This is a genomic window from Tepidimonas taiwanensis (assembly GCF_020162115.1).
Lineage (GTDB): Bacteria > Pseudomonadota > Gammaproteobacteria > Burkholderiales > Burkholderiaceae_C > Tepidimonas > Tepidimonas taiwanensis.
The window spans coordinates 1,250,483-1,270,819 of record NZ_CP083911.1 but is presented as its reverse complement, the minus strand read 5'-3'; the positions used below and the strand labels follow the sequence as shown (position 1 = coordinate 1,270,819).

General features: G+C 69.4%; 17 protein-coding genes. 14 read left to right on the top strand and 3 right to left on the bottom strand.

Features of this window, described 5'->3' with window-relative positions; all coding sequences use genetic code 11:
* Positions 1 to 17: 17 nt before the first annotated feature.
* The 14 genes from dxr (at position 18) to LCC91_RS05770 (ending at position 16,223) form a co-directional block, all read left to right on the top strand.
* Positions 18 to 1,229 (top strand): 1-deoxy-D-xylulose-5-phosphate reductoisomerase, encoded by a 1,212-nt coding sequence (gene dxr / locus LCC91_RS05835; RefSeq protein ID WP_052231793.1) that lies wholly within the window; start codon positions 18 to 20, stop codon positions 1,227 to 1,229.
* Positions 1,230 to 1,280: 51 nt separating this feature from the next.
* The gene (gene rseP, locus LCC91_RS05830; RefSeq protein ID WP_043703538.1) at positions 1,281 to 2,642 is read left to right on the top strand and encodes an RIP metalloprotease RseP; all 1,362 of its coding nucleotides are present in this window, start codon (positions 1,281 to 1,283) and stop codon (positions 2,640 to 2,642) included.
* A 21-nt stretch (positions 2,643 to 2,663) separates the two neighbouring features.
* Positions 2,664 to 4,976 carry an outer membrane protein assembly factor BamA gene (gene bamA, locus LCC91_RS05825; RefSeq protein WP_043703537.1) on the top strand — a complete coding sequence of 771 codons (2,313 nt, stop codon included), beginning with the start codon at positions 2,664 to 2,666 and terminating at the stop codon, positions 4,974 to 4,976.
* Positions 4,976 to 5,494, top strand: coding sequence for an OmpH family outer membrane protein (locus tag LCC91_RS05820; RefSeq protein WP_052231792.1), 519 nt, complete (start codon positions 4,976 to 4,978; stop codon positions 5,492 to 5,494). Before bamA ends, LCC91_RS05820 begins: the two co-directional genes overlap by 1 nt.
* Positions 5,491 to 6,558 (top strand): UDP-3-O-(3-hydroxymyristoyl)glucosamine N-acyltransferase, encoded by a 1,068-nt coding sequence (lpxD, locus tag LCC91_RS05815; protein ID WP_043703536.1) that lies wholly within the window; start codon positions 5,491 to 5,493, stop codon positions 6,556 to 6,558. The genes LCC91_RS05820 and lpxD overlap by 4 nt, the downstream gene beginning before the upstream one ends.
* Before the next feature lie 2 nt (positions 6,559 to 6,560).
* Positions 6,561 to 6,998 (top strand): 3-hydroxyacyl-ACP dehydratase FabZ, encoded by a 438-nt coding sequence (fabZ, locus tag LCC91_RS05810; RefSeq protein WP_043703535.1) that lies wholly within the window; start codon positions 6,561 to 6,563, stop codon positions 6,996 to 6,998.
* Positions 6,999 to 7,008: 10 nt separating this feature from the next.
* Positions 7,009 to 7,803: an acyl-ACP--UDP-N-acetylglucosamine O-acyltransferase gene (gene lpxA / locus LCC91_RS05805; protein WP_043703534.1), complete on the top strand. Its 795-nt coding sequence runs from the start codon at positions 7,009 to 7,011 to the stop codon at positions 7,801 to 7,803.
* Positions 7,804 to 7,811: 8 nt separating this feature from the next.
* Positions 7,812 to 8,999, top strand: coding sequence for a lipid-A-disaccharide synthase (gene lpxB / locus LCC91_RS05800; RefSeq protein WP_224441042.1), 1,188 nt, complete (start codon positions 7,812 to 7,814; stop codon positions 8,997 to 8,999).
* Positions 8,996 to 9,643, top strand: a complete 648-nt coding sequence (gene rnhB / locus LCC91_RS05795) for a ribonuclease HII (RefSeq protein WP_043703533.1) — start codon at positions 8,996 to 8,998, stop codon at positions 9,641 to 9,643. The genes lpxB and rnhB overlap by 4 nt, the downstream gene beginning before the upstream one ends.
* Positions 9,640 to 10,428 carry a TrmH family RNA methyltransferase gene (locus tag LCC91_RS05790; protein WP_043703531.1) on the top strand — a complete coding sequence of 263 codons (789 nt, stop codon included), beginning with the start codon at positions 9,640 to 9,642 and terminating at the stop codon, positions 10,426 to 10,428. The genes rnhB and LCC91_RS05790 overlap by 4 nt, the downstream gene beginning before the upstream one ends.
* Before the next feature lie 149 nt (positions 10,429 to 10,577).
* Positions 10,578 to 11,750, top strand: coding sequence for a glutamine-hydrolyzing carbamoyl-phosphate synthase small subunit (gene carA, locus LCC91_RS05785; protein ID WP_043703529.1), 1,173 nt, complete (start codon positions 10,578 to 10,580; stop codon positions 11,748 to 11,750).
* A gap of 4 nt (positions 11,751 to 11,754) precedes the next feature.
* On the top strand, positions 11,755 to 15,024 hold the full coding sequence (gene carB / locus LCC91_RS05780; protein WP_143897792.1) for a carbamoyl-phosphate synthase large subunit: 3,270 nt from the start codon (positions 11,755 to 11,757) through the stop codon (positions 15,022 to 15,024).
* 252 nt (positions 15,025 to 15,276) lie between these two features.
* A complete protein-coding gene (gene greA, locus LCC91_RS05775; protein ID WP_043703526.1) occupies positions 15,277 to 15,753 on the top strand; it encodes a transcription elongation factor GreA in 477 nt (158 codons plus the stop codon).
* On the top strand, positions 15,750 to 16,223 hold the full coding sequence (locus tag LCC91_RS05770) for a DUF4149 domain-containing protein (protein ID WP_052231791.1): 474 nt from the start codon (positions 15,750 to 15,752) through the stop codon (positions 16,221 to 16,223). Before greA ends, LCC91_RS05770 begins: the two co-directional genes overlap by 4 nt.
* A gap of 18 nt (positions 16,224 to 16,241) precedes the next feature.
* Here LCC91_RS05770 and folD read toward each other — a convergent pair whose 3' ends face one another.
* From folD to LCC91_RS05755, 3 genes are read right to left on the bottom strand one after another with little or no spacing between them, the layout of a single operon-like run.
* A complete protein-coding gene (folD, locus tag LCC91_RS05765; protein ID WP_043703524.1) occupies positions 16,242 to 17,093 on the bottom strand; it encodes a bifunctional methylenetetrahydrofolate dehydrogenase/methenyltetrahydrofolate cyclohydrolase FolD in 852 nt (283 codons plus the stop codon).
* Between the two features lie 10 nt (positions 17,094 to 17,103).
* Positions 17,104 to 17,730, bottom strand: a complete 627-nt coding sequence (locus LCC91_RS05760) for a response regulator transcription factor (RefSeq protein ID WP_043703522.1) — start codon at positions 17,728 to 17,730, stop codon at positions 17,104 to 17,106.
* Entirely contained in the window at positions 17,730 to 20,303 is a 2,574-nt protein-coding gene (locus LCC91_RS05755) for a PAS domain-containing sensor histidine kinase (protein ID WP_143897790.1), read from the bottom strand. The genes LCC91_RS05760 and LCC91_RS05755 overlap by 1 nt, the downstream gene beginning before the upstream one ends.
* Positions 20,304 to 20,337 lie beyond the last annotated feature (34 nt).

The following is a 20,337-nucleotide window of genomic DNA, read 5'->3' as shown; positions in this document are numbered from 1 at the left end:
TCGTCCCATCCGACCCCATGACCCCGCATCCGCACCGTTTTTCCGTCGCCCACCGGCAGCGCGTGGCCGTGCTGGGGGCCACCGGTTCCATCGGCGGCAACACGCTCGATGTCGTCGCCCGGCACCCCGACCGCTTCGAAGTCGTCGCGCTCAGTGCCGAGCGCCAGGTCGAGGCCCTGCTCGCGCTGTGCGAGCGTTTCCGCCCGCGCTGGGCGGTGATCGGGGCGGCGCACCTCGATGCGTTGGCGGTGGGTCTGCGCGAGCGAGGGTTGGCCACGGAGCCGCTGGCGGGGCCGCAGGCCTTGGCGGAGATTGCGGCGCACCCCGCGGTGGACACCGTGATGGCGGCCATCGTCGGGGCCGCCGGCCTGGCACCGTGCCTGGCCGCCGCGCGCGCGGGCAAGCGCCTGCTGCTCGCGAACAAAGAGGCGCTCGTCGTCGGGGCGGAGCTGTTCGTCGACGCCGTGCGGTCCGGGGGCGCGCACGTGCTGCCGATCGACAGCGAGCACTCCGCGATCTTTCAGGCGCTGCCGGAGGATCCGCAGACGTGGCCGCAGCGCGTGGACAAGATCGTGCTGACCGCCTCCGGCGGTCCGTTTCGGCAGCGCGACCCGGCGACGCTGGCGGCCGTCACGCCCGAGGAGGCCTGTGCCCATCCGAACTGGGTGATGGGGCGCAAGATTTCGGTCGATTCGGCGACGATGATGAACAAGGCGTTGGAGGTGATCGAGGCGCGCTACCTGTTCGGTTTTGCGCCGGAGCAGATCGACGTCGTCATTCACCCGCAAAGCGTCGTGCACTCGATGGTGCAGTACCGCGACCGCTCCATCGTTGCGCAGCTCGGCACGCCGGACATGCGGGTGCCGATCGCGTATGGCCTGAGCTGGCCCGAGCGCATCGTCTCCGGCGCCGAGGCGCTCGATTTCGCGACGCTGGGCGCGCTGACCTTCGAGGCGCCGGACCGGCGGCGTTTTCCGGGGCTTTTTCTGGCGTGGGAGGCGCTGTGTGCGCCCGCGGGCACCACGGCGGTGCTCAACGCCGCCAACGAGGTCGCGGTGCAGGCGTTTCTGGACGGGCGCCTGCGCTTCGACCGCATCCACGCGGTCAACGAGGGAACGCTGGCGAGTTTTGCCCCCTCCAAGCCGCAGTCGCTCGACGATTTGCTCGCGCTGGATCGCGAGGCGCGCGTGCACGCCGAGCAGCGGGTGCGCGCCTACGCCGGGGCGTGATGCGCCCGCGCCGATCCGGCACGCCAACCCCGCACGAGGGATGATGCATCCATGGTGACCGTTTTGTCGTTTCTGGTGGCGATCGCCATCCTGATTGCCGTCCACGAATGGGGCCACTACCGCATGGCGGTGGCCTGTGGGGTGCCGGTGTTGCGGTTTTCGATCGGCTTTGGCCGGCCGCTGTGGACCTGGCGCAACCGGCGGGGCACGGAGTTCGTCGTCGCTGCCCTGCCGTTGGGCGGGTACGTGCGCATGCTCGATGGGCGTGAAGGGCCGGTGCCGGATGGCCAGCGGCACTTGGCCTTCGACGCCCAGCCACTGCGGCGGCGCGCGGCGATCGTCGCGGCCGGGCCCGCGGCCAACCTGTTGTTGGCCGTCTTGCTGTACGCGCTCGTGGCGTGGTGGGGCGTGCCGCAGGCCTTGCCGGTGCTCGCGAGTCCGACGCCGGACTCGCTGGCTGAGCGGGCCGGCATCCGCAGCGGGGAGTGGGTGACGGCGGTGGCGCCCGCGCAGGATGAGCCGCGGATGCTGCGCTCCTTTGATGAGCTGCGCTGGCACCTGACGCGTGCGGCGCTCGACGGGCAGGACGTGCGGCTGTGGCTGGCCGACGCGCCCCAGGCGCCAGGGCGTGAAGTGGCGCTGCCGCTGTCGGCGCTGGAGGCGCGGGACGTCGATGCGCGGCTGTTCGAGCGCATCGGCATCGTCGCGCCGTGGTCCGCGCCGCAGGTCGGCGAGGTGTTGCCGGACAGCCCGGCCGCGCTGGCCGGCTTGCAGCCGGGCGATCGCGTGCTGGCCGTCGATGGCGAGCCGATGACGGATGCGCAGCAGCTGCGCGCCCGCATCCGCGTGGCGGTCGATGACGCGGGGCGCGCGCGCGCGCAGCGCTGGCGCATCGAGCGCGACGGGCAGCCGCTGGAGGTCGTCGTCACCCCGCGTGCGGAGCGGCAGGGCGAGGGCTGGGTGGGGCGCATCGGCGCGATGATCGGTGCCGCGCCGGCGATGACAACCGTCTCGCTCGGACCGCTCGACGCGCTGGCGGAAGGCGTGCGCCGCACGTGGGAGGTGTCGGCGCTGTCGCTGCAGATGTTCGGCAAGATGCTGATCGGCGAGGCGTCGCTGCGCAACCTCAGCGGGCCGCTGACGATCGCCGACTATGCCGGGCGCTCCGCGAGCCTCGGGCTGGTGCCGTTTCTGACGTTCCTCGCGCTCGTCAGCGTCAGCCTCGGTGTGCTCAACCTGCTGCCGTTGCCGGTCCTCGACGGGGGGCACCTGATGTATTATCTGTGGGAGGCGGTGGCCGGTCGGCCGCTGTCGGAGGTGTGGATGGAGCGGCTGCAGCGAGGAGGGGTGGCCATCCTCGTGGCGCTGATGTCGCTGGCCATCTTCAACGATCTGGCCCGATTGCTCGGTTGAACCCGGGCGTTCTCGTATCGCATGAAACCCACTCTACAGCGCTCCTGGCGCGCGCGCGCGGGCCTGTTGCTCGCGACGCTGGCCACCGCAGTGCCCGCCTGGGCCGTCGATCCTTTCACCGTCCGCGACATCCGCATCGAGGGCTTGCAGCGCGTCGAGCCTGGCACGGTGTTCGCGTCGCTGCCGTTTCGTGTGGGTGACACATACTCGGACGAGCAGGGCGCGGCGGCGATCCGGGCGCTGTTCGGCCTCGGGCTGTTTTCGGACGTGCGCCTGCAGGTCGACGGCGACGTGCTGGTCGTCATCGTCGAAGAGCGCCCGACGGTGGCCGACGTCAGTTTCAGCGGCGTCAAGGAGTTCGACAACGAGGTGCTGCGCAAGGCGTTGCGCGATATCGGCCTCACCGAAGGGCGGCCGTTCGACCGGGCGCTGGCCGACCGCGCCGAGCAGGAGCTCAAGCGCCAGTACCTCAACCGCAGCATGTATGCGGTGCAGGTGACGACGACGGTCACGCCGATCGAGCGCAACCGCGTCAACCTCAATTTCCACGTCGTCGAGGGCGACGTGACCAAGATCCGCGAGATCCGCATTGTCGGCGCCCAGGCGTTTTCCGAAAAGACGCTGCTCGACCTGTTCGACCTCGACACCGGTGGGTGGCTGAGCTGGTACACGAAGAGCGACCGTTACTCCCGCGCCAAGCTCAACGCCGACCTCGAAACGCTGCGCTCGTACTACCTGACGCGCGGCTATCTCGAGTTCAACATTGACTCCACGCAGGTCGCGCTGTCGCCGGACAAGTCGGCGCTGTCGTTGACCATCAACATCACGGAGGGGCCGCGCTACGCGGTGTCGGCGGTGCGGCTGGAGGGTGACTTCCTCGGCAAGGAGGCGGAGTTTCAGTCGCTCATCCGCATCCGCGCCGGCGAGGCCTACAACGCCGAGCACGTCGCCGAGACGGTGAAGGCGTTCACCGACTATTACGGCGCGTTTGGCTACGCGTTTGCGCGTGTGGAGGCGGTGCCCGAGATCGACCGCGAGAAAAACCGCGTCACGATCGTCCTGCGCGGCCAGCCCTCGCGCCGCGCCTACGTGCGTCGCATCCAGGTCGAGGGCAACAACCGCACGCGCGACGAAGTCATCCGGCGCGAATTCCGCCAGCTCGAATCGGCTTGGTACGACAGCGACAAGATCCGCCTGTCGCGTGACCGGGTCGACCGTCTGGGGTTCTTCACCGAGGTGCGTATCGACACGCAAGAGGTTCCGGGCGCGCCCGATCAGGTCGACCTCGTCGTGACCGTGGTCGAGAAGCCCACCGGTAACCTCACGATCGGTGCCGGCTACTCGCAGGCGGAAAAGCTCTCGCTGCTCGCCGGCATCCAGCAGGAAAACGTCTTCGGCACCGGCAACTACCTGGGGTTGAACGTCAACACCAGCAAGTTCAACCGGCAGTTCGTGTTGAGCACGACGAACCCGTATTTCACGGACGATGGGGTGTCGCGCACGATCGATCTGTACTATCGCACGACCCGTCCATACGATGCGCAGGACGGCGATTACCGGCTGGTGACACCTGGGGCGAGCATTCGCTTTGGTGTGCCGTTTACAGAGATCGACACGGTCTACTTCGGCATCGGCGTCGAGCAGACGAAGATCGAGCCCGGCAATCGCATGCCGGTGGCGTACAACGATTTCATCCGGGACTTCGGTGACAGCCCGCTGTCGGTGCCGCTGACGGTGGGCTGGGCGCGCGACGAGCGCGACAGCGCGCTCGTGCCCAACCAGGGGACGCTGCGCCGGGTCAACGGCGAGCTCGGCATCGCCGGCGACACGCGCTACGTCAAGGCCAGCGCCCAGTACCAGCAGTACATCCCGCTCAACAAGAAGTTCACCGTGGCGTTCAACGCCGAGGCGGGCTGGGGCAAGGGGCTTGGCGGCAAGCCGTTCCCGCTGTTCAAGCACTTCTACGGCGGCGGTCTGGGCTCGGTGCGCGGCTTCGAGCAGGGAACCCTCGGTGCCCGCAGTCCGTTGACCGGCAGCACCGATGTGGCGTACCTGGGCGGCACGAAAATGGTGTTGCTCAATACCGAGCTGATCGCGCCGTTCCCGGGCGCTGGCAACGACCGGACGCTGCGGCTGTTCGGGTTCTTTGATGTCGGCAACGTCTATGCGCCCGACCAGAAGTTTCGGCTGAGCGACCTGCGCGCTTCTGCCGGTGTGGGGGTGAGTTGGATTTCTCCGGTCGGGCCCCTTAGAATCGCCTTTGCCAAGCCGGTGCGCAAGCAAGCCGGTGACAAGACGCAAACCATTCAATTCCAAATCGGTACCGCATTCTGATGGCACTTTCCCTTCGCCGCTGGGGCACCCGCTGCGCGCTGGCCGTGGTCGTTGCATCCACCGCCGTCGCATCGTTCGCCCAGGATCTCAAGATCGGCTTCGTCAGCACCGAGCGCATCCTGCGCGACTCCAACGCCGCCAAGGCGGCGCAGTCGCGCCTGGAGCAGGAGTTTGCCCGCCGCGAGCGCGAGCTCAACCAGCTCGGCGAGCAGCTGCGCCAAGCCACCGAAAAGCTCGAAAAGGACCTGCCGACGCTGTCGGAGTCGCAGCGCGCGAGCCGCCAGCGCCAGGTGGTGGAGCTCGACCGTGACTTCCAGCGCCGCCGCCGCGAGTTCCAGGAGGATCTCGCGCAGCGTCGCAATGAGGAGCTGCAGGCGGTCATCGAGCGCGCCAACCGCGTGATCCGGCAGATCGCCGAGACCGAAAAGTACGACCTGATCCTGCAGGAGGCGGTCTACATCGCGCCCAAGCACGACATCACCGACAAGGTGATCAGCGGCCTGAACAACGCCAAGTGAGCGTCGCGCTGCGCGAACTCCACGCCGCCTTTGGCGGCGTTTTGCATGGTGCGATGGATCGAGCCGTGGCGCGGCTGGCGCCGCTGGCCGCGGCGGGGGAGGATGCGCTCTCGTTCGTCGCGCATCCGCGCTACCGCACGGCACTGGCGGCCTCGCGTGCGGGCGTCGTGATCGCGCCGCCGGCGCTGGTGGCCGACGTGCTCGGGCGCGCCGATCCGCCGCCCGGTGGTTGGGCGTGCTGGGAATGCCCGGATCCTTACCTGACGTTTGCGCGCCTGACGCAATGGTGGCGCGAGCACGTGCAGCCGCGCCCGCGCCGCGCGGGTGTGCACCCGACCGCGTGGGTCGATTCGTCGGCGCAGGTGCATCCCAGCGCGTCGATCGGTCCGCACGCGGTGATCGAAGCGCAGGCCGTCGTCGAGGCGCAGGTGGACATCGGCCCCCACGCGGTGGTGGAGGCGCGTGCCCGCGTCGGCGCGGGGACGCGCCTCGGGCCCGGTGTCGTGATCGGCTACGACTGTGTGATCGGTGCGCGCGGCATCGTGCACGGCGGCACCATCATCGGGGCCGACGGCTTTGGTTTCGCGCCGGCACCGCTGCCGGATGGCACGGGCAGGGAATGGATCAAGATCGAGCAGCTCGGCGCGGTGCGCATCGGCGACGACGTCGAGATCGGCGCCAACTGCTGCATCGACCGCGGGGCGCTGGGCGATACCGTGCTGGAGGATGGCGTCAAGCTCGACAACCTGATCCAGATCGGCCACAACGTCCACGTGGGGCGTCACACGGCGATGGCCGGTTGCGTCGGCATCGCCGGCTCCGCCCGGATCGGGGCTTTCTGCACGCTCGGTGGCGGGGCCATCGTGCTCGGGCATCTGGAGCTGGCCGATCACGTGCACATTTCGGCGGCCTCGGTCGTGATGCGCTCGATCCTGCAGCCGGGACAGTACAGCGGCATCTTCCCGATCGACGACAATCGCGCCTGGGAAAAGAACGCGGCCACGCTGCGCCAGCTGCACGCGCTGCGCGAGCGGCTCAAGGCCTTGGAGCGACGCACCACATGACCATGGACATCCACCAGATCCTCAAACAACTGCCGCACCGCTACCCGATCCTGCTGGTGGACCGGGTGCTGGACGTGCAAAAAGGCGTCTCGATCCGGGCGCTGAAGAACGTCACGATCAACGAGCCGGTGTTCACCGGGCATTTCCCGCACCGGCCGGTGTTTCCGGGCGTGCTGATGCTGGAGGCACTGGCGCAGACCGCGGCGCTGCTGGCCTTCGAGACGCTGGGGGTGACGCCGGACGACAAGACGGTGTACTACTTTGCCGGGATCGACGGCGCGCGCTTCAAGCGGCCGGTGGAGCCGGGCGACCAGCTCGTGATGGACGTGACGCTGGAGCGCATGAAGGCTGGCATCTTCAAGTTCAAGGGCACCGCCCGCGTCGGCGACGAGGTCGCGTGCGAGGCGGAACTGATGTGCACGATGCGCACGATTGCCTGAGTGTCCGCCGATGGCCCGCATCCACCCGACCGCGCTGGTCGACCCGCACGCCCAGCTCGACGCCAATGTCGAGGTGGGGCCCTACACCGTCATCGGGCCGCACGTGCGCATCGGCGCCGGCACGACGATCGGCGCGCACTGCGTGATCGACGGGCACACGACGATCGGGCGCGACAACCGCATCTACCCGTTCGTGAGCCTGGGCCTGCCCAGCCAGGACAAGAAGTACGCCGGTGAGCCGTGCGAACTCATCATCGGTGACCGCAACACCATCCGCGAGTACAGCACCTACCACATTGGTACGGTGCAGGGCGGCGGCGTCACGCGGCTGGGCAACGACAACTGGATGATGGCGTACACCCACCTCGCGCACGACTGCGTGGTGGGCGACCACACGATTTTTGCCAACAACGCGCAGCTCGCCGGGCACGTGCAGGTGGGCGACTGGGCGATTCTGGGTGGCTTTACGGTGGTGCACCAGTTCGTGCGCATCGGCGCGCACGCGATGACGGCGATGTGCGCGCTGCTGTTTGCCGACGTGCCGCCGTTCGTGATGGCGCAGGGGCAGCCCGCGCAGGCGCGCTCGATGAATTTCGAGGGGCTGCGCCGCCGGGGGTTCAGCGCCAGCCGCATCGCCGCGGTCAAGGCGATGCACAAGGCGCTGTACCGCGAGGGGCTGACGCTCGCGCAGGCGGTCGAGCGCATCGACGCGCTGACCGCGCGCTACCCGGATGCGGCGGCGGACGTCGCGCTGATGCGCGCGTTTCTGGCCGGCGTGAACCCCGAGCGGGGCATCGTGCGCTGAGGTGGGCGGTGGCGGACGCGGTGCCCGGTGCCTCGGTCCCGCTGCGCCTGGCCCTGGTGGCAGGCGAGGCGTCGGGTGACGTCCTGGCGGCGCAGCTGCTGCGGGGGCTGCAGGCGCGCTGGCCGGGGCTGCGCGCGGCCGGTATCGGCGGCGAGGCCCTGCAGGCCGCGGGCTTCGAGGCCTGGTGGCCGAGCGAGAAGCTGGCCGTGCGCGGCTATGTCGAGGTGCTGCGCCACTACCGCGAGATCGTCGGCATCCGCCGCCGGTTGCGCGAGCGGCTGCTGGCGCAACGCCCGACGCTGTTCATGGGCATCGACGCGCCGGATTTCAATCTCGCGCTGGAGGCCGATCTGCGTGCCGCTGGGATCCCAACCGTGCATTTCGTCGCGCCGGCGATCTGGGCATGGCGGCCCGAGCGGGTCGCGCTGATCCGCCGGGCGTGCGACCACGTGCTGTGCATTTTCCCGTTCGAGCCGGCGTTGCTGGCCGAACACGGCATCGCCGCGACTTACGTGGGCCATCCGCTGGCCGCGGTCATTCCGGACGAGCCAAACCGTGCGGGGGCACGCCAGCGCATCGGGGTGGACGACGCGTTGGCGCTGGTGGCGCTGTTGCCCGGCAGCCGCCGCGCGGAGATCGCGCACCTGCTTCCGCGGTTTTTGCAGGCGGCGGCGCGGATGCGGCGCGATCGGCCGGACATCCGCTTCGTACTGCCGGCCGTGCCCGCGCTGGAGCCGGCGATCCGCGCCCAGGTGGCGGGCAGCGATGTCGCGGACGCGGTCACGGTGTTGCGCGGCGATGCGCACACGGCGCTCGCCGCGTGCGACGCGACGCTCGTGGCCAGCGGTACGGCGACGCTGGAGGCCGCGCTGTTCAAGCGCCCGATGGTGATCGCGTACCACATGCATCCGCTGTCGTGGTGGCTGACGCAGCGCAAGCGCCTGCAGCCGTGGGTTGGGTTGCCCAATATCCTGGCCCAAGCGTTTCTCGTTCCGGAACTGCTGCAGGACGCCGCGACGCCCGAGGCGCTGGCGCGCGAGACGCTGGCGTGGCTGGCCGACGATGCCGCGGCCCGGGCGCGCCGCGCTCAGGTGGTGGCGCGGTTTGTCGAGCTGCATGCGGCGCTGCGGCGCGATACAGTGGGGTTGACCGTACAGGCGCTGGAGCCGCTGCTCGCGCGCGGAGGCCGCCCATGAGCCGCCGCGCGGTCCGCGCGCCTGCCGTGGCACGTCAGTGCGCGTTCGATTGGGGCGACGGGGGACTGGTCGCCGGTGTCGATGAAGCCGGCCGCGGCCCGCTGGCGGGGCCGGTCGTCGCGGCGGCGGTGATCCTGGACGACGCGCAACCGATCGACGGGTTGGCTGACTCCAAGACGCTCAGTCCCGCGCGGCGTGAGCTGCTCTACGAGGCCATCCGCGCGCGGGCGCTGTGCGTTGGCGTCGGCACGGCCAGCGTGGAGGAGATCGACCGCCTCAACATCCTGCAGGCGACGCTCACCGCGATGCAGCGGGCGGTGGCGGCGCTGCGCCTGCGGCCGTCGCTCGTGCTGGTGGACGGCAACCGGCTGCCGGTGCTGCCGGTGCGCGCGGAGGCGGTCGTGCGCGGCGACGCGACGGTGGACGCGATCGCCGCCGCGTCGATCGTCGCCAAGGTCACGCGCGACCGGCTGATGGACGAGGCGCATGCGGCCCATCCGGCCTACGGGTTCGATCGTCACCGCGGATACGGCACGGCGCAGCACCTCGCCGCGATCCGGCAGTATGGCCCGACGCCGTGGCACCGCCGCAGTTTCGGGCCGGTGGCGCAGGCCTTGTTGGCGCACGGCGGGTCGGTGGCATGACCGGCGACGTCATTGCCTCGCGCGACAACCCGCGCATCAAACGGCTGCGACGCCTCGCGCACGAGGGGGGCGCCTACCGGCGCGAGGGGCAGGTGTGGGTGGAGGGCGATCACCTGTGCGCCGCGGCGCTGGCACAGGGGCATCGGCCCGAGGCGGTGATCGTCACCCCGGCCGGGATGCACTGGGTCGAGCGCTGGCGTCGGGAGGGTGGGCTTGCGGCCGATGTGCCGGTGTGGACGGTGACCGACGCGGTGATGGGGCACATCAGCCCACTGGAGTCGCCGCCGAGCGTGGCGTGTCTGCTGCCGCTGGCGGAGGGTACATCGGTGCGGCCCGATGTGCCGACGGTGGTGCTGGACCGGCTGCAGGATCCGGGCAATGTCGGCTCGATCCTGCGCAGCGCGGCGGCGTTCGGGTTTGCGCAGGTGATCGCGCTGCGCGCGACGGCCGCACTGTGGTCGCCGAAGGTGCTGCGCGCCGGGATGGGCGCGCACTTCGGCCTGCACCTGGTCGAGGGCGCGGACGCCGCGGCGGTGGAGGCGCTGCGCGTGCCGCTGATCGCCACCAGCTCCCACCAGGGGGCGTGGCTGCACACCGCGCGCCTGCCGTGGCCGTGCGCCTGGCTGTTCGGGCACGAGGGGCAGGGCGTCGATCTGCGCTGGATGGCGCGCGCGACGACGACGGTGCGCATCATCCAGCCGGGTGGTCAGGAGTCGCTCAACGTCGCGGCCGCCGCGGCGATTTGCCTGCACGCGAGCGCGGTCAGCGCCTTCGGCGGGCTATAATTCCAAGGTTTACCCAGACCGTCCGCGGAAGCACCCGGCGACTGTCCTGCGAGCCCCCGTCGCACCCTGCCACGCAGGTTGCACCCGGGCGCTGCGGCGGACGGGGCCGGTGCGGTGCGGGCGCGTCTTCAACGTCCTGGAGAGTGTCCGTGTTTCCCGTCCTTGCACCCGCCATCCTCGCGCTCGCAGACGGCACGGTCTTTGAAGGTGTGTCCATCGGCGCCGCCGGACGCACCGTCGGCGAAGTGGTGTTCAACACTGCCATCACCGGCTATCAGGAAATCCTCACCGACCCCAGCTACCGTCAGCAGATCGTGACGCTGACGTACCCGCACATTGGCAACGTCGGGGTCAACGGCGAGGACACCGAATCCGGCGCAGTGCAAGCCGCCGGCCTGATCATCAAAGACCTGCCCGCCCTTCACTCCAATTTCCGTGCCGAACAGCCGTTAGGGGACTACCTACGCGGGCAGGGCATCGTCGCGATCGCCGGGATCGACACGCGCGCGCTGACGCGGCGCCTGCGAGAGCACGGCGCCCAAAACGGTGCCATCATCGCCCTCGCGGTGGGTGAGGCGGTGACGGACGCGGTGCGCGCGCAGGCGGTGGAGGCCGCGCGTTCCGCCCCCCGCATGGCCGGGCTCGATCTGGCGCGCGTGGTCACCACGCCCACCGCGTACGAGTGGACCGAGACCGAGTGGCGGTTGCAGCGCGAGGACGGCACGCGCGGTTACGGCCGCCTGACGAACCCACGTTTTCACGTCGTCGCGTACGACTTCGGGGTCAAGCGCAATATCCTGCGCATGCTGGCCGAGCGCGGCTGTCGCGTGACGGTGGTGCCGGCGCAAACCCCGGCGGCCGATGTGCTGGCGTTGCGGCCCGATGGGGTGTTTCTGTCCAACGGCCCGGGCGACCCCGAGCCGTGTGACTACGCCATCCGCGCGGCGGCCACGATCATCGAGCGCGGCGTGCCGACGTTTGGTATCTGCCTCGGACACCAGATCATGGCGCTGGCCAGCGGCGCGCGCACGTACAAAATGAAATTCGGCCATCACGGCGCCAACCACCCGGTCAAGGACCTCGACAGCGGCCGCGTGAGCATCACCAGCCAGAACCACGGCTTTGCGGTGGACGCCGACAGCCTGCCCGCGACGTTGCGCGCGACGCACGTGAGCCTCTTTGACGGCTCGCTGCAGGGGATCGCGCGCACCGATCGCCCGGCGTTCGGCTTCCAGGGGCACCCCGAGGCGTCGCCCGGACCCCACGATATCGCGTACCTGTTCGACCGCTTCACGGCCCTGATGGCCGATGCCGGAAAGTGATGCCATGCCCAAGCGTACCGACCTTCGCAGCATTCTGATCATCGGCGCCGGGCCCATCGTCATCGGCCAGGCGTGTGAATTCGACTACTCCGGCGTGCAGGCGTGCAAGGCGCTGCGCCAGGAGGGCTACCGCGTCATTCTGATCAACAGCAACCCGGCGACGATCATGACCGACCCGGCCACGGCCGATGCGGTCTATATCGAGCCGATCACCTGGCAAACCGTCGAAAAAGTCATCGCCAAGGAGCGGCCGGACGCGATCCTGCCGACGATGGGCGGGCAGACGGCGCTCAACTGCGCGCTCGACCTGTGGCGCAACGGTGTGTTGCACAAGTACAAGTGCGAGCTGATCGGCGCCAGCCCGGAGGCGATCGACAAGGCCGAAGACCGGCTGAAATTCAAGGAGGCGATGACGCGCATCGGGCTGGAGTCGGCCCGCTCCGGCATCGCCCACAGCATGGAGGAGGCCTGGGCCGTGCAGCGCACGGTGGGTTTTCCGTGCGTGATCCGGCCCAGTTTCACGCTGGGCGGCACGGGGGGCGGCATCGCCTACAACCCGGAAGAGTTCGAGACCATCTGCAAGCGCGGGCTGGAGGCCTCGCCCACGCACGAGCTGCTCATCGAGGAGTCGCTCGTCGGCTGGAAAGAGTTCGAGATGGAGGTGGTGCGCGACAAGGCCGACAACTGCATCATCGTCTGCTCGATCGAGAATCTCGACCCGATGGGCGTGCACACCGGTGACTCGATCACCGTGGCGCCGGCGCAGACGCTGACCGACAAGGAATACCAGCGCATGCGCGACGCCTCCATCGCGGTGTTGCGCGAGATCGGTGTGGACACCGGCGGCTCCAACGTGCAGTTCGCGCTCAACCCGAAGGACGGTCGCATGATCGTCATCGAGATGAACCCGCGCGTGAGCCGCTCGTCGGCGCTGGCGTCCAAAGCCACCGGCTTCCCGATCGCCAAGGTCGCGGCGAAGCTCGCGGTGGGCTACACGCTCGACGAACTGCGCAACGAGATCACCGGGGGGGCGACGCCCGCGTCGTTCGAGCCGACGATCGACTATGTCGTGACCAAGATCCCGCGCTTCGCGTTCGAGAAATTCCCGCAGGCCAACGACCGGCTGACGACGCAGATGAAGTCGGTGGGGGAGGTGATGGCGATCGGCCGCACCTTCCAGGAGAGCTTCCAGAAGGCGCTGCGCGGGCTGGAGGTCGGCGTTGACGGCATGAACGAGAAGACCCAGGACCGCGAGACGCTGGAGCGCGAACTGGGTGAGCCGGGACCGGAGCGCATCTGGTATGTTGGCGATGCTTTTGCCGCGGGCTGGTCGCTCGACGAGGTGCACCACTTCACGAAGATCGACAAGTGGTTCCTCGTGCAGATCCAGGAGATCGTGCAAATCGAACTCGCGCTGGACCGCCACACCGCCGCGCACGGGGCGAACGCGCTGCAGGCGCTGGACGCGACGACGCTGCGCACGCTCAAGCGCAAGGGCTTTTCCGACCGGCGGCTGGCGAAGCTGCTGGCGACCACCGAAGACGCGGTGCGCGCGCGCCGGCACGCGCTGGGGGTGCGCCCGGTGTACAAGCGCGTCGACACCTGTGCGGCCGAGTTCGCCACGACGACGGCGTACCTGTACTCGACGTATGAGGACGAGTGCGAGGCGCAGCCCAGCAACCGGCGCAAGATCATGGTGCTCGGCGGCGGCCCCAACCGCATCGGCCAGGGCATCGAGTTCGATTACTGCTGCGTGCACGCGGCGCTGGCACTGCGCGAGGACGGCTTCGAGACCATCATGGTCAACTGCAACCCGGAGACCGTCTCCACCGACTACGACACCAGCGACCGGCTGTACTTCGAGCCGCTGACGCTGGAGGACGTGCTGGAGATCGTCGCGAAGGAGCGCCCGGAGGGCGTCATCGTCCAGTACGGCGGGCAGACGCCGCTGAAGCTCGCGCTGGGCCTGGAGCGCGCGGGCGTGCCCATCATCGGCACGACCCCCGACATGATCGACGCCGCCGAGGACCGCGAGCGCTTCCAGCAGATGCTGCAGCGCCTGGGGCTGAAGCAGCCGCCCAACGCCACCGCCCGCACCGAGGCGGAGGCGATGGACAAGGCCGCCGAGCTGGGCTATCCGCTCGTCGTGCGCCCGAGCTATGTGCTGGGCGGGCGGGCGATGGAGATCGTGCACGAGCCGCGTGACCTGGAGCGCTACATGCGCGAGGCGGTCAAGGTGAGCAACGATTCGCCAGTGCTGCTGGACCGCTTTCTCAACGACGCCATCGAGTGCGACGTCGACTGCATCCGCGACGCCACCGGCCAGGTGCTCATCGGGGGCGTCATGGAGCACATCGAGCAGGCGGGGGTCCACTCGGGCGACTCCGCGTGCTCGCTGCCGCCGTATTACCTGTCGGCCGGGACGGTCGCCGAGATCAAGCGGCAGACCGCGGCGCTCGCCGAGGCGCTGCAGGTCGTGGGCCTGATGAACGTGCAGTTCGCGATCCAAGAGGTGGACGACGGCCAGGGCGGCAAGCAAGACGTCATCTACGTGCTGGAGGTCAACCCGCGCGCCAGCCGCACGGTGCCGTTCGTGTCCAAGGCCACGGGCATCCAGCTCGCCAAGGTCGCGGCGCGCTGCATGGCGGGCCGTACGCTGGCCGAGCAGGGAGTGACGCGCGAGGTCACGCCGCCGTACTTCAGCGTCAAGGAGGCCGTCTTCCCCTTCGTCAAGTTCCCGGGCGTCGACACGATTCTCGGCCCCGAGATGAAGTCCACCGGCGAGGTGATGGGCGTGGGGCGCTCGTTTGGCGAGGCCTTCGTCAAGAGCCAGCTCGGCGCGGGCACGCGGCTGCCCAGCCCGACGGACGCGGTGCGCAAGGTGTTCCTGTCGGTCAAGCCCGGCGACAAGCCGCGCGTGGTGCCGATCGCGCGCGATCTGGCGGCGATGGGGTTCGAGCTGGTCGCCACGCGCGGCACCGCCGCGGTGATCCAGGCTGCGGGCGTGCCGTGCGAGGTCGTCAACAAGGTTACCGAAGGCCGCCCCAACATCGTGGACATGATCAAGAACGGCGAAATCGCCATGGTCATCAACACGGTGGAGGAGCGCCGCAACGCGATCGCCGACTCGCGCTACATCCGCGTCGCGTCGTTGGCCAACCGCGTCACCACCTTCACCACCATCTTCGGCGCCGAGGCCGCGGTGGAGGGCATGAAGGTGATGGCGGACCTGCCGGTGCATTCGCTCGCGGAGCTGCACGCGCAGCTCGCCTGACGCCCCCGGCTCGGGGGCCGTGCGGTTCCGCTGTCGAGGCGTTGGCGCGGGCTCGGGACGGCCCGGCACGCGGGTCGTGCATGGGGCTGCGCCGCGCGACGCGGCCGCCAATGGAGGGGAGCACACCCACAACGGCCTGCGGGGGCCTTTTGCCCCCGTTTCCCCGCGCGGCAAACCGGTTATCATTGTGGCCCAGACGACACCGCCGACCGGCAACGCTCGGCGGTTTGCTTTTGTGACCACGAGGACGCCATGCCGACCATCCCGCTGACCAAGCGCGGTGCCGAAAAACTCAAGGAGGAGCTGCACCGCCTCAAGACCGTCGAACGACCCGCCGTGATCCAGGCGATTGCCGAAGCGCGCGCGCAGGGCGATCTGAGCGAGAACGCCGAGTACGACGCGGCCAAGGATCGCCAGGGCTTCATCGAGGGGCGCATCAAGGAAATCGAGGGCAAGCTCGCCGCGGCCCAGATCATCGACCCGGCGCAGCTCGACGCCGGTGGCAAGGTGGTGTTCGGCGCCACCGTGGAGCTGGAAGAGGCCACCACGGGCGAGCAGGTGACCTACCAGATCGTCGGCGAGGACGAGGCCGATCTGAAGCTGGGCCTGATCAACGTCTCCAGCCCGATCGCGCGCGCCCTCATCGGCAAGGAGGAGGGCGACGTCGCGGAGGTGCAGGCGCCCAACGGCGTCAAGCGCTACGAGATCGTCGCGGTGCGCTACGAATGAGCGCGGGTGCGTCCGCCACCTCCACCGGCGCCGTGGCCGCGTGGCGCGCGCGCTGGCCGCTGCTGGTCGCGGCCCTCTGGTGGGGCGTGACCACGGGCTTGAGTTTCATCGCCGTGCCGCTGCTGTTCGACCACTTCAGCAACCCGGCGGTCGCCGGTGGCATGGCGGCGCGGCTGTTTCAGGTGCAGTCGTACCTGAGTGTGGCCGCGGCGCTGGCGCTGCTGCTGTGGGGGCGGGCGCAGCGCGGGCGCGGCGCCGCCGGTGACGCAAGCTGGGCACTGCTGCCGTGGCTGCTGCTGGGCGCGCTGTCAGGGTTGGTGCAGGAGTTCGGCGTCGCGGAAAAAATCCTCACCGCGCGCCAGACCGGGGCGAACCTGGCGCTGTGGCACGGGCTGGGCAGCGTGCTGGTCGCGCTGCAGTGGCTGTGCGCGCTGCGCGGCCTGTGGTGGCTGGCCGGCCGCCGCGGCTGAATCGGGCTCCGGGGCGGGTCACGCGGTGGCGCGTTCGGCCGCGTCCACGGTGTTGGCCAGCAGCATCGTGATCGTCATCGGGCCCACGCCGCCGGGCACCGGGGTGATCCAGCCGGCGACTTCGCGCACGGCGTCGAAGTCCACGTCGCCGCAGAGCTTGCCGTTTGCGTCACGGTTGATGCCGACGTCGATCACGATCGCGCCGGGCTTGACCATGTCGGCGGTGAGCATGCGCGGCCGGCCGACCGCGGCGACGATCACGTCCGCCTGGCGCGTGTGGTGCGCCAGATCGGCGGTGGCGCTGTGGCAGATGGTCACGGTCGCGTTGGCCTGCAGCAGCATCAGCGCCATCGGCTTGCCGACGATGTTGCTGCGGCCGATGACGACCGCGTGCTTGCCGCGCAGGTCGACGCCGATGTGCTCCAGCATCTTCATGCAGCCGTGTGGCGTGCACGGCCAAAACCCGGGTTGCCCGACCATCAGCGCCCCGGCGTTGGCGACGTGAAAGCCATCGACGTCCTTTTCCGGGGCGATGGTTTCGATCACCCGGTGGGCGTCCAGGTGCCGGGGCAGCGGCAGTTGCACGAGGATCCCGTGAATCGCGGGGTCTGTGTTGAGCGCGCGCACGCGCGCCAGCAGCGCGTCTTCGCTCAGGTCGGCGGGGTGGGTTTCCAGCACCGAATGGATGCCGACCTCGTGGCAGGCCTTGACCTTGTTGCGCACGTACACCTGGCTCGCGGGGTCGTCGCCGACGAGAATCACCGCCAGCCCCGGCTGCACGCCGCGCGCGCGCAGCGCTGCGACGCGCTCGGTCAGACGGGTGCGCCACAAGCGCGACAGGGCCAGGCCATCGATGAGCTGCGCGGTCATGCGGGGGATCTCAACCTTTGTTGGGCACGGGCGCCAGTGCGATCTTGAGCAGATCGGCCACGGTGTTTGCGCCGAGTTTTTCCATGATGTTGGCGCGGTGCGCCTCCACCGTCTTGATGCTGATGCCGAGGTCGTCGGCGATTTGCTTGTTGAGCCGGCCGGCGACGATGCGCTCAAGCACCTGCGACTCGCGCGTGGTCAGCTTGGCCAGCAGCGCCTCGCGTGTGGCGGCCTGTTCGTGCACGGCGAAGGCCTCCCGGGCCGTCTCCAGCATCCGTTCCACCAGCGCGAGCAGCTGTTGCTCGTCGAAGGGTTTCTGGATGAAGTCCACCGCCCCTTTTTTCATCGCCTCCACCGCCATCGGCACGTCGCCGTGGCCGGTGATGAAACAGACCGGCAGCGGCGATTGGCGCTCGAGCAGGCGCTGCTGCAGCTCCATGCCGCTCATGCCGTCCATGCGGATGTCGGCGATCAGGCACGCCACCTCGCGCGGGTCGTAGCGGGCGAGGAACGCCTCGGCGGAATCGAAGCTGCGCACCCGGAAATCCTTGCCCTCGAGGAGCCATTGCAGTGAATCACGGACGGCTTCGTCGTCGTCGACCACGTACACGGTTCCACGCTTGGGAATCAGGCTCATCATGACGCTTCCGAGGTCTGGGTCTCGTTGACGTGGGCAGCAGGAGTGCCGCGGCTGTCGGTGTGTGGCACGGGCAGCCAGAATGTGAACTCGCAGCCGGCGACTTCCCCGCCATTGTAGAGGTTGCGCGCCTGCAGCCGGCCGTGGTGCGACTCGATGATCGAGCGGCAGAGCTTGAGGCCGATGCCCATCCCTTCGGCCTTGGTGCTGTAGAAGGCCTCGTAGATGCGTTCCAACCGCTCCGGGGGAATGCCGCAGCCGTTGTCGCGCACGATGAACTCGACGCCGTCGCGCCCGTCCAGCCGCCGCGGCGTCACGGTCAGCTCCACGAGCCGCTGCCGTGGCGGGCGCTGCGCGCACTGGATCGATTCGCCCGCGTTTTTCAGCAGGTTGATCAGCACCTGTTCGATCAGGATCGGGTCCACCAGCAGCGCCGGCAGGCGCTCGGCCTGGTACACGTTGAGGCGCACGAGGTGGCGCTTGAGCTCGATGTTGGCCAGTTCCACCGCGTTGGCCACCATCTGCCCGACGTCCGACAGCGTCGGGTTGGGCTCGCTCTTTTTGACGAAGGCGCGGATGCGCTGGATGATCGAGCCGGCGCGCTGCGCCTGGCGCGCGGTCTTCTCCAGCGCCGCCAGCATTTCGTCGTGGTCGGTGCGGCCGGCGCGCAGGCGCGAGATCAGTCCGTTGGCGTAATTGCTGATCGCGGTGAGTGGCTGGTTGAGTTCGTGCGCGACGCTGGAGGCCATCTCGCCCATCGTGATGAGGCGGCTGGCCGCGGCGGCGCGCTCGGCCTGCAACTTGGCCTGTTCTTCGGCGTGCAATCGCGCGGTGATGTCGGTCGCGATCAGCATTTGCACCAGTCGCCCGTCCACCCATGTCAGGTAGCGCGTGCGCAGCTCGAGCCACTTACCCAGTTCCGGCACGTGGATCTGGGCGTGTTCGGCCACGGCCTCGATCAGCGCATCGGCAGGCAGCCCGGCGAGCGCGTCCACCTGGTCGTTTTCCTCCGGCGCCGGCATCACCGGCACCGCGGCGCACAGCTCCAGCAGCCGCTCGTGCCCATGCGGGCCGTCGCCAAACCAGTTGCGGTACATCCGGTTGGCGAACAGCAGCTCGTGGCTGTGCAGCGGCGCGACCGAGATCGCCTCGTCGAGGCTGTCGAGCACGGTCGCGAAGCGGTCGTACGACGCGGTCAGCTCCTCGCGGATGCGCTTGGGTTCGGTGATGTCGGTCATCGACGTCATCCAGCCGGTCTGGCGGCCCTGGGCGTCGATGAGCGGCGAGACGTACATGCGGGCGTAGAAAATGCTGCCGTTCTTGCGCTTGACCGGCACCTCGAAGCCGCCCGGCGCGTTGCGCCCGGCGATTTCGTCGTGCAGCCGCGCCATCAGCGTGTCGTGCTCGCTCTCCGGCCAGTAAGGGAACGGCGGCCGGGCCCCGATCAGCTCCGACTCGCTCCAGCCCGTCATGTCGCAAAACGCCCGGTTGACGTACGTGATGCGCCCCTCCATGTCCAGGGCCCGCATCCCGGTGAGCATGGAGTTTTCCATCGCGCGGCGGAAATTGGTTTCCGCCACCAGCGCGCGCTGCGCCTGCAATCGGCGGCGCGTGTGGCGCATGTTGCCGAGCAGCATCCAGATGGTCGCCACGCTCATCGCGCCCACCAGCCAGAACAGCGCCTCGCTACCCACGTCGCGGTCGGCGCGCAGCCCCTCCGCGCGCACCAGCAGGCTGTTGCCGATCGGGGTGATCGGCAGCTCGTGGCGCTGCGGCCGCGCCGACCACGGCAGGCGCGACAGGGGGGTCTGCAGGGGCTTGAGCGGCGTGCCGGCGTAGAGCGTGCCGTCCTCGCCCACGAGCGTGACCGCGTAGCGCGCCAGCACCTCCGGCGGGACGCCGTAGCGCAGCAGCCCCTCGACCGAATACTCGGCCATCACGACGCCGCCGAAGCGCCGCTGGTCCTCGAACGGCACGAGCAGCAGCAGCGTGGCGCCGCTGTCGTTCCAACGCAGCGGGCGGGAGTACACCGGCTGGTGCAGGTCGCGCGCCAGTTCGAACGCCCCGCCCGTGTCCTCGGTCGTCAGCGGCTGTCCGGCGAGCCGCTGGCTGTGCACCGGGGCGCTGGGGGACGTGTAGCCGGTGACGACCTCGCGGTACGGTCCCACCCAGTGCACCGAGAGCAGTTCCGGGTTTTGCAGCACCAGCGCCTCCGCCTGGAAGACGAAGGCGGTTTCCTCCAGCGTGCGGTTGGCGATGTCCCGCGCCAGCCGCATCAGCTGTTCCTGCCGCTCCAGCAGGCGCAGCCGCAGGCGCTGCTGCGCGTACTCGGTGTCGCGGATCACCGCCTCCTGTTCCTGGCTGGCTACCTGTTCCGTGAAATAGACCAGCGCCGAGAGGATCGCGGCCAGGAACAGCACCACGGAGACCACCGGGCCGAGCACGGCCAGCCGGTCCTGTGTCGCCGGCGGCAGCCGGTCCCACCACGCGCGCCAGCGCTGCAGCGGCCAGCGCCAGCCGGATCGTGCGGCCGGGGGGCGGTGACCGTTGGGGGTGGACTCCGGGTGGGTCATTCGCACAGTTTAGGGCAAACCCTGATCCGGGAAA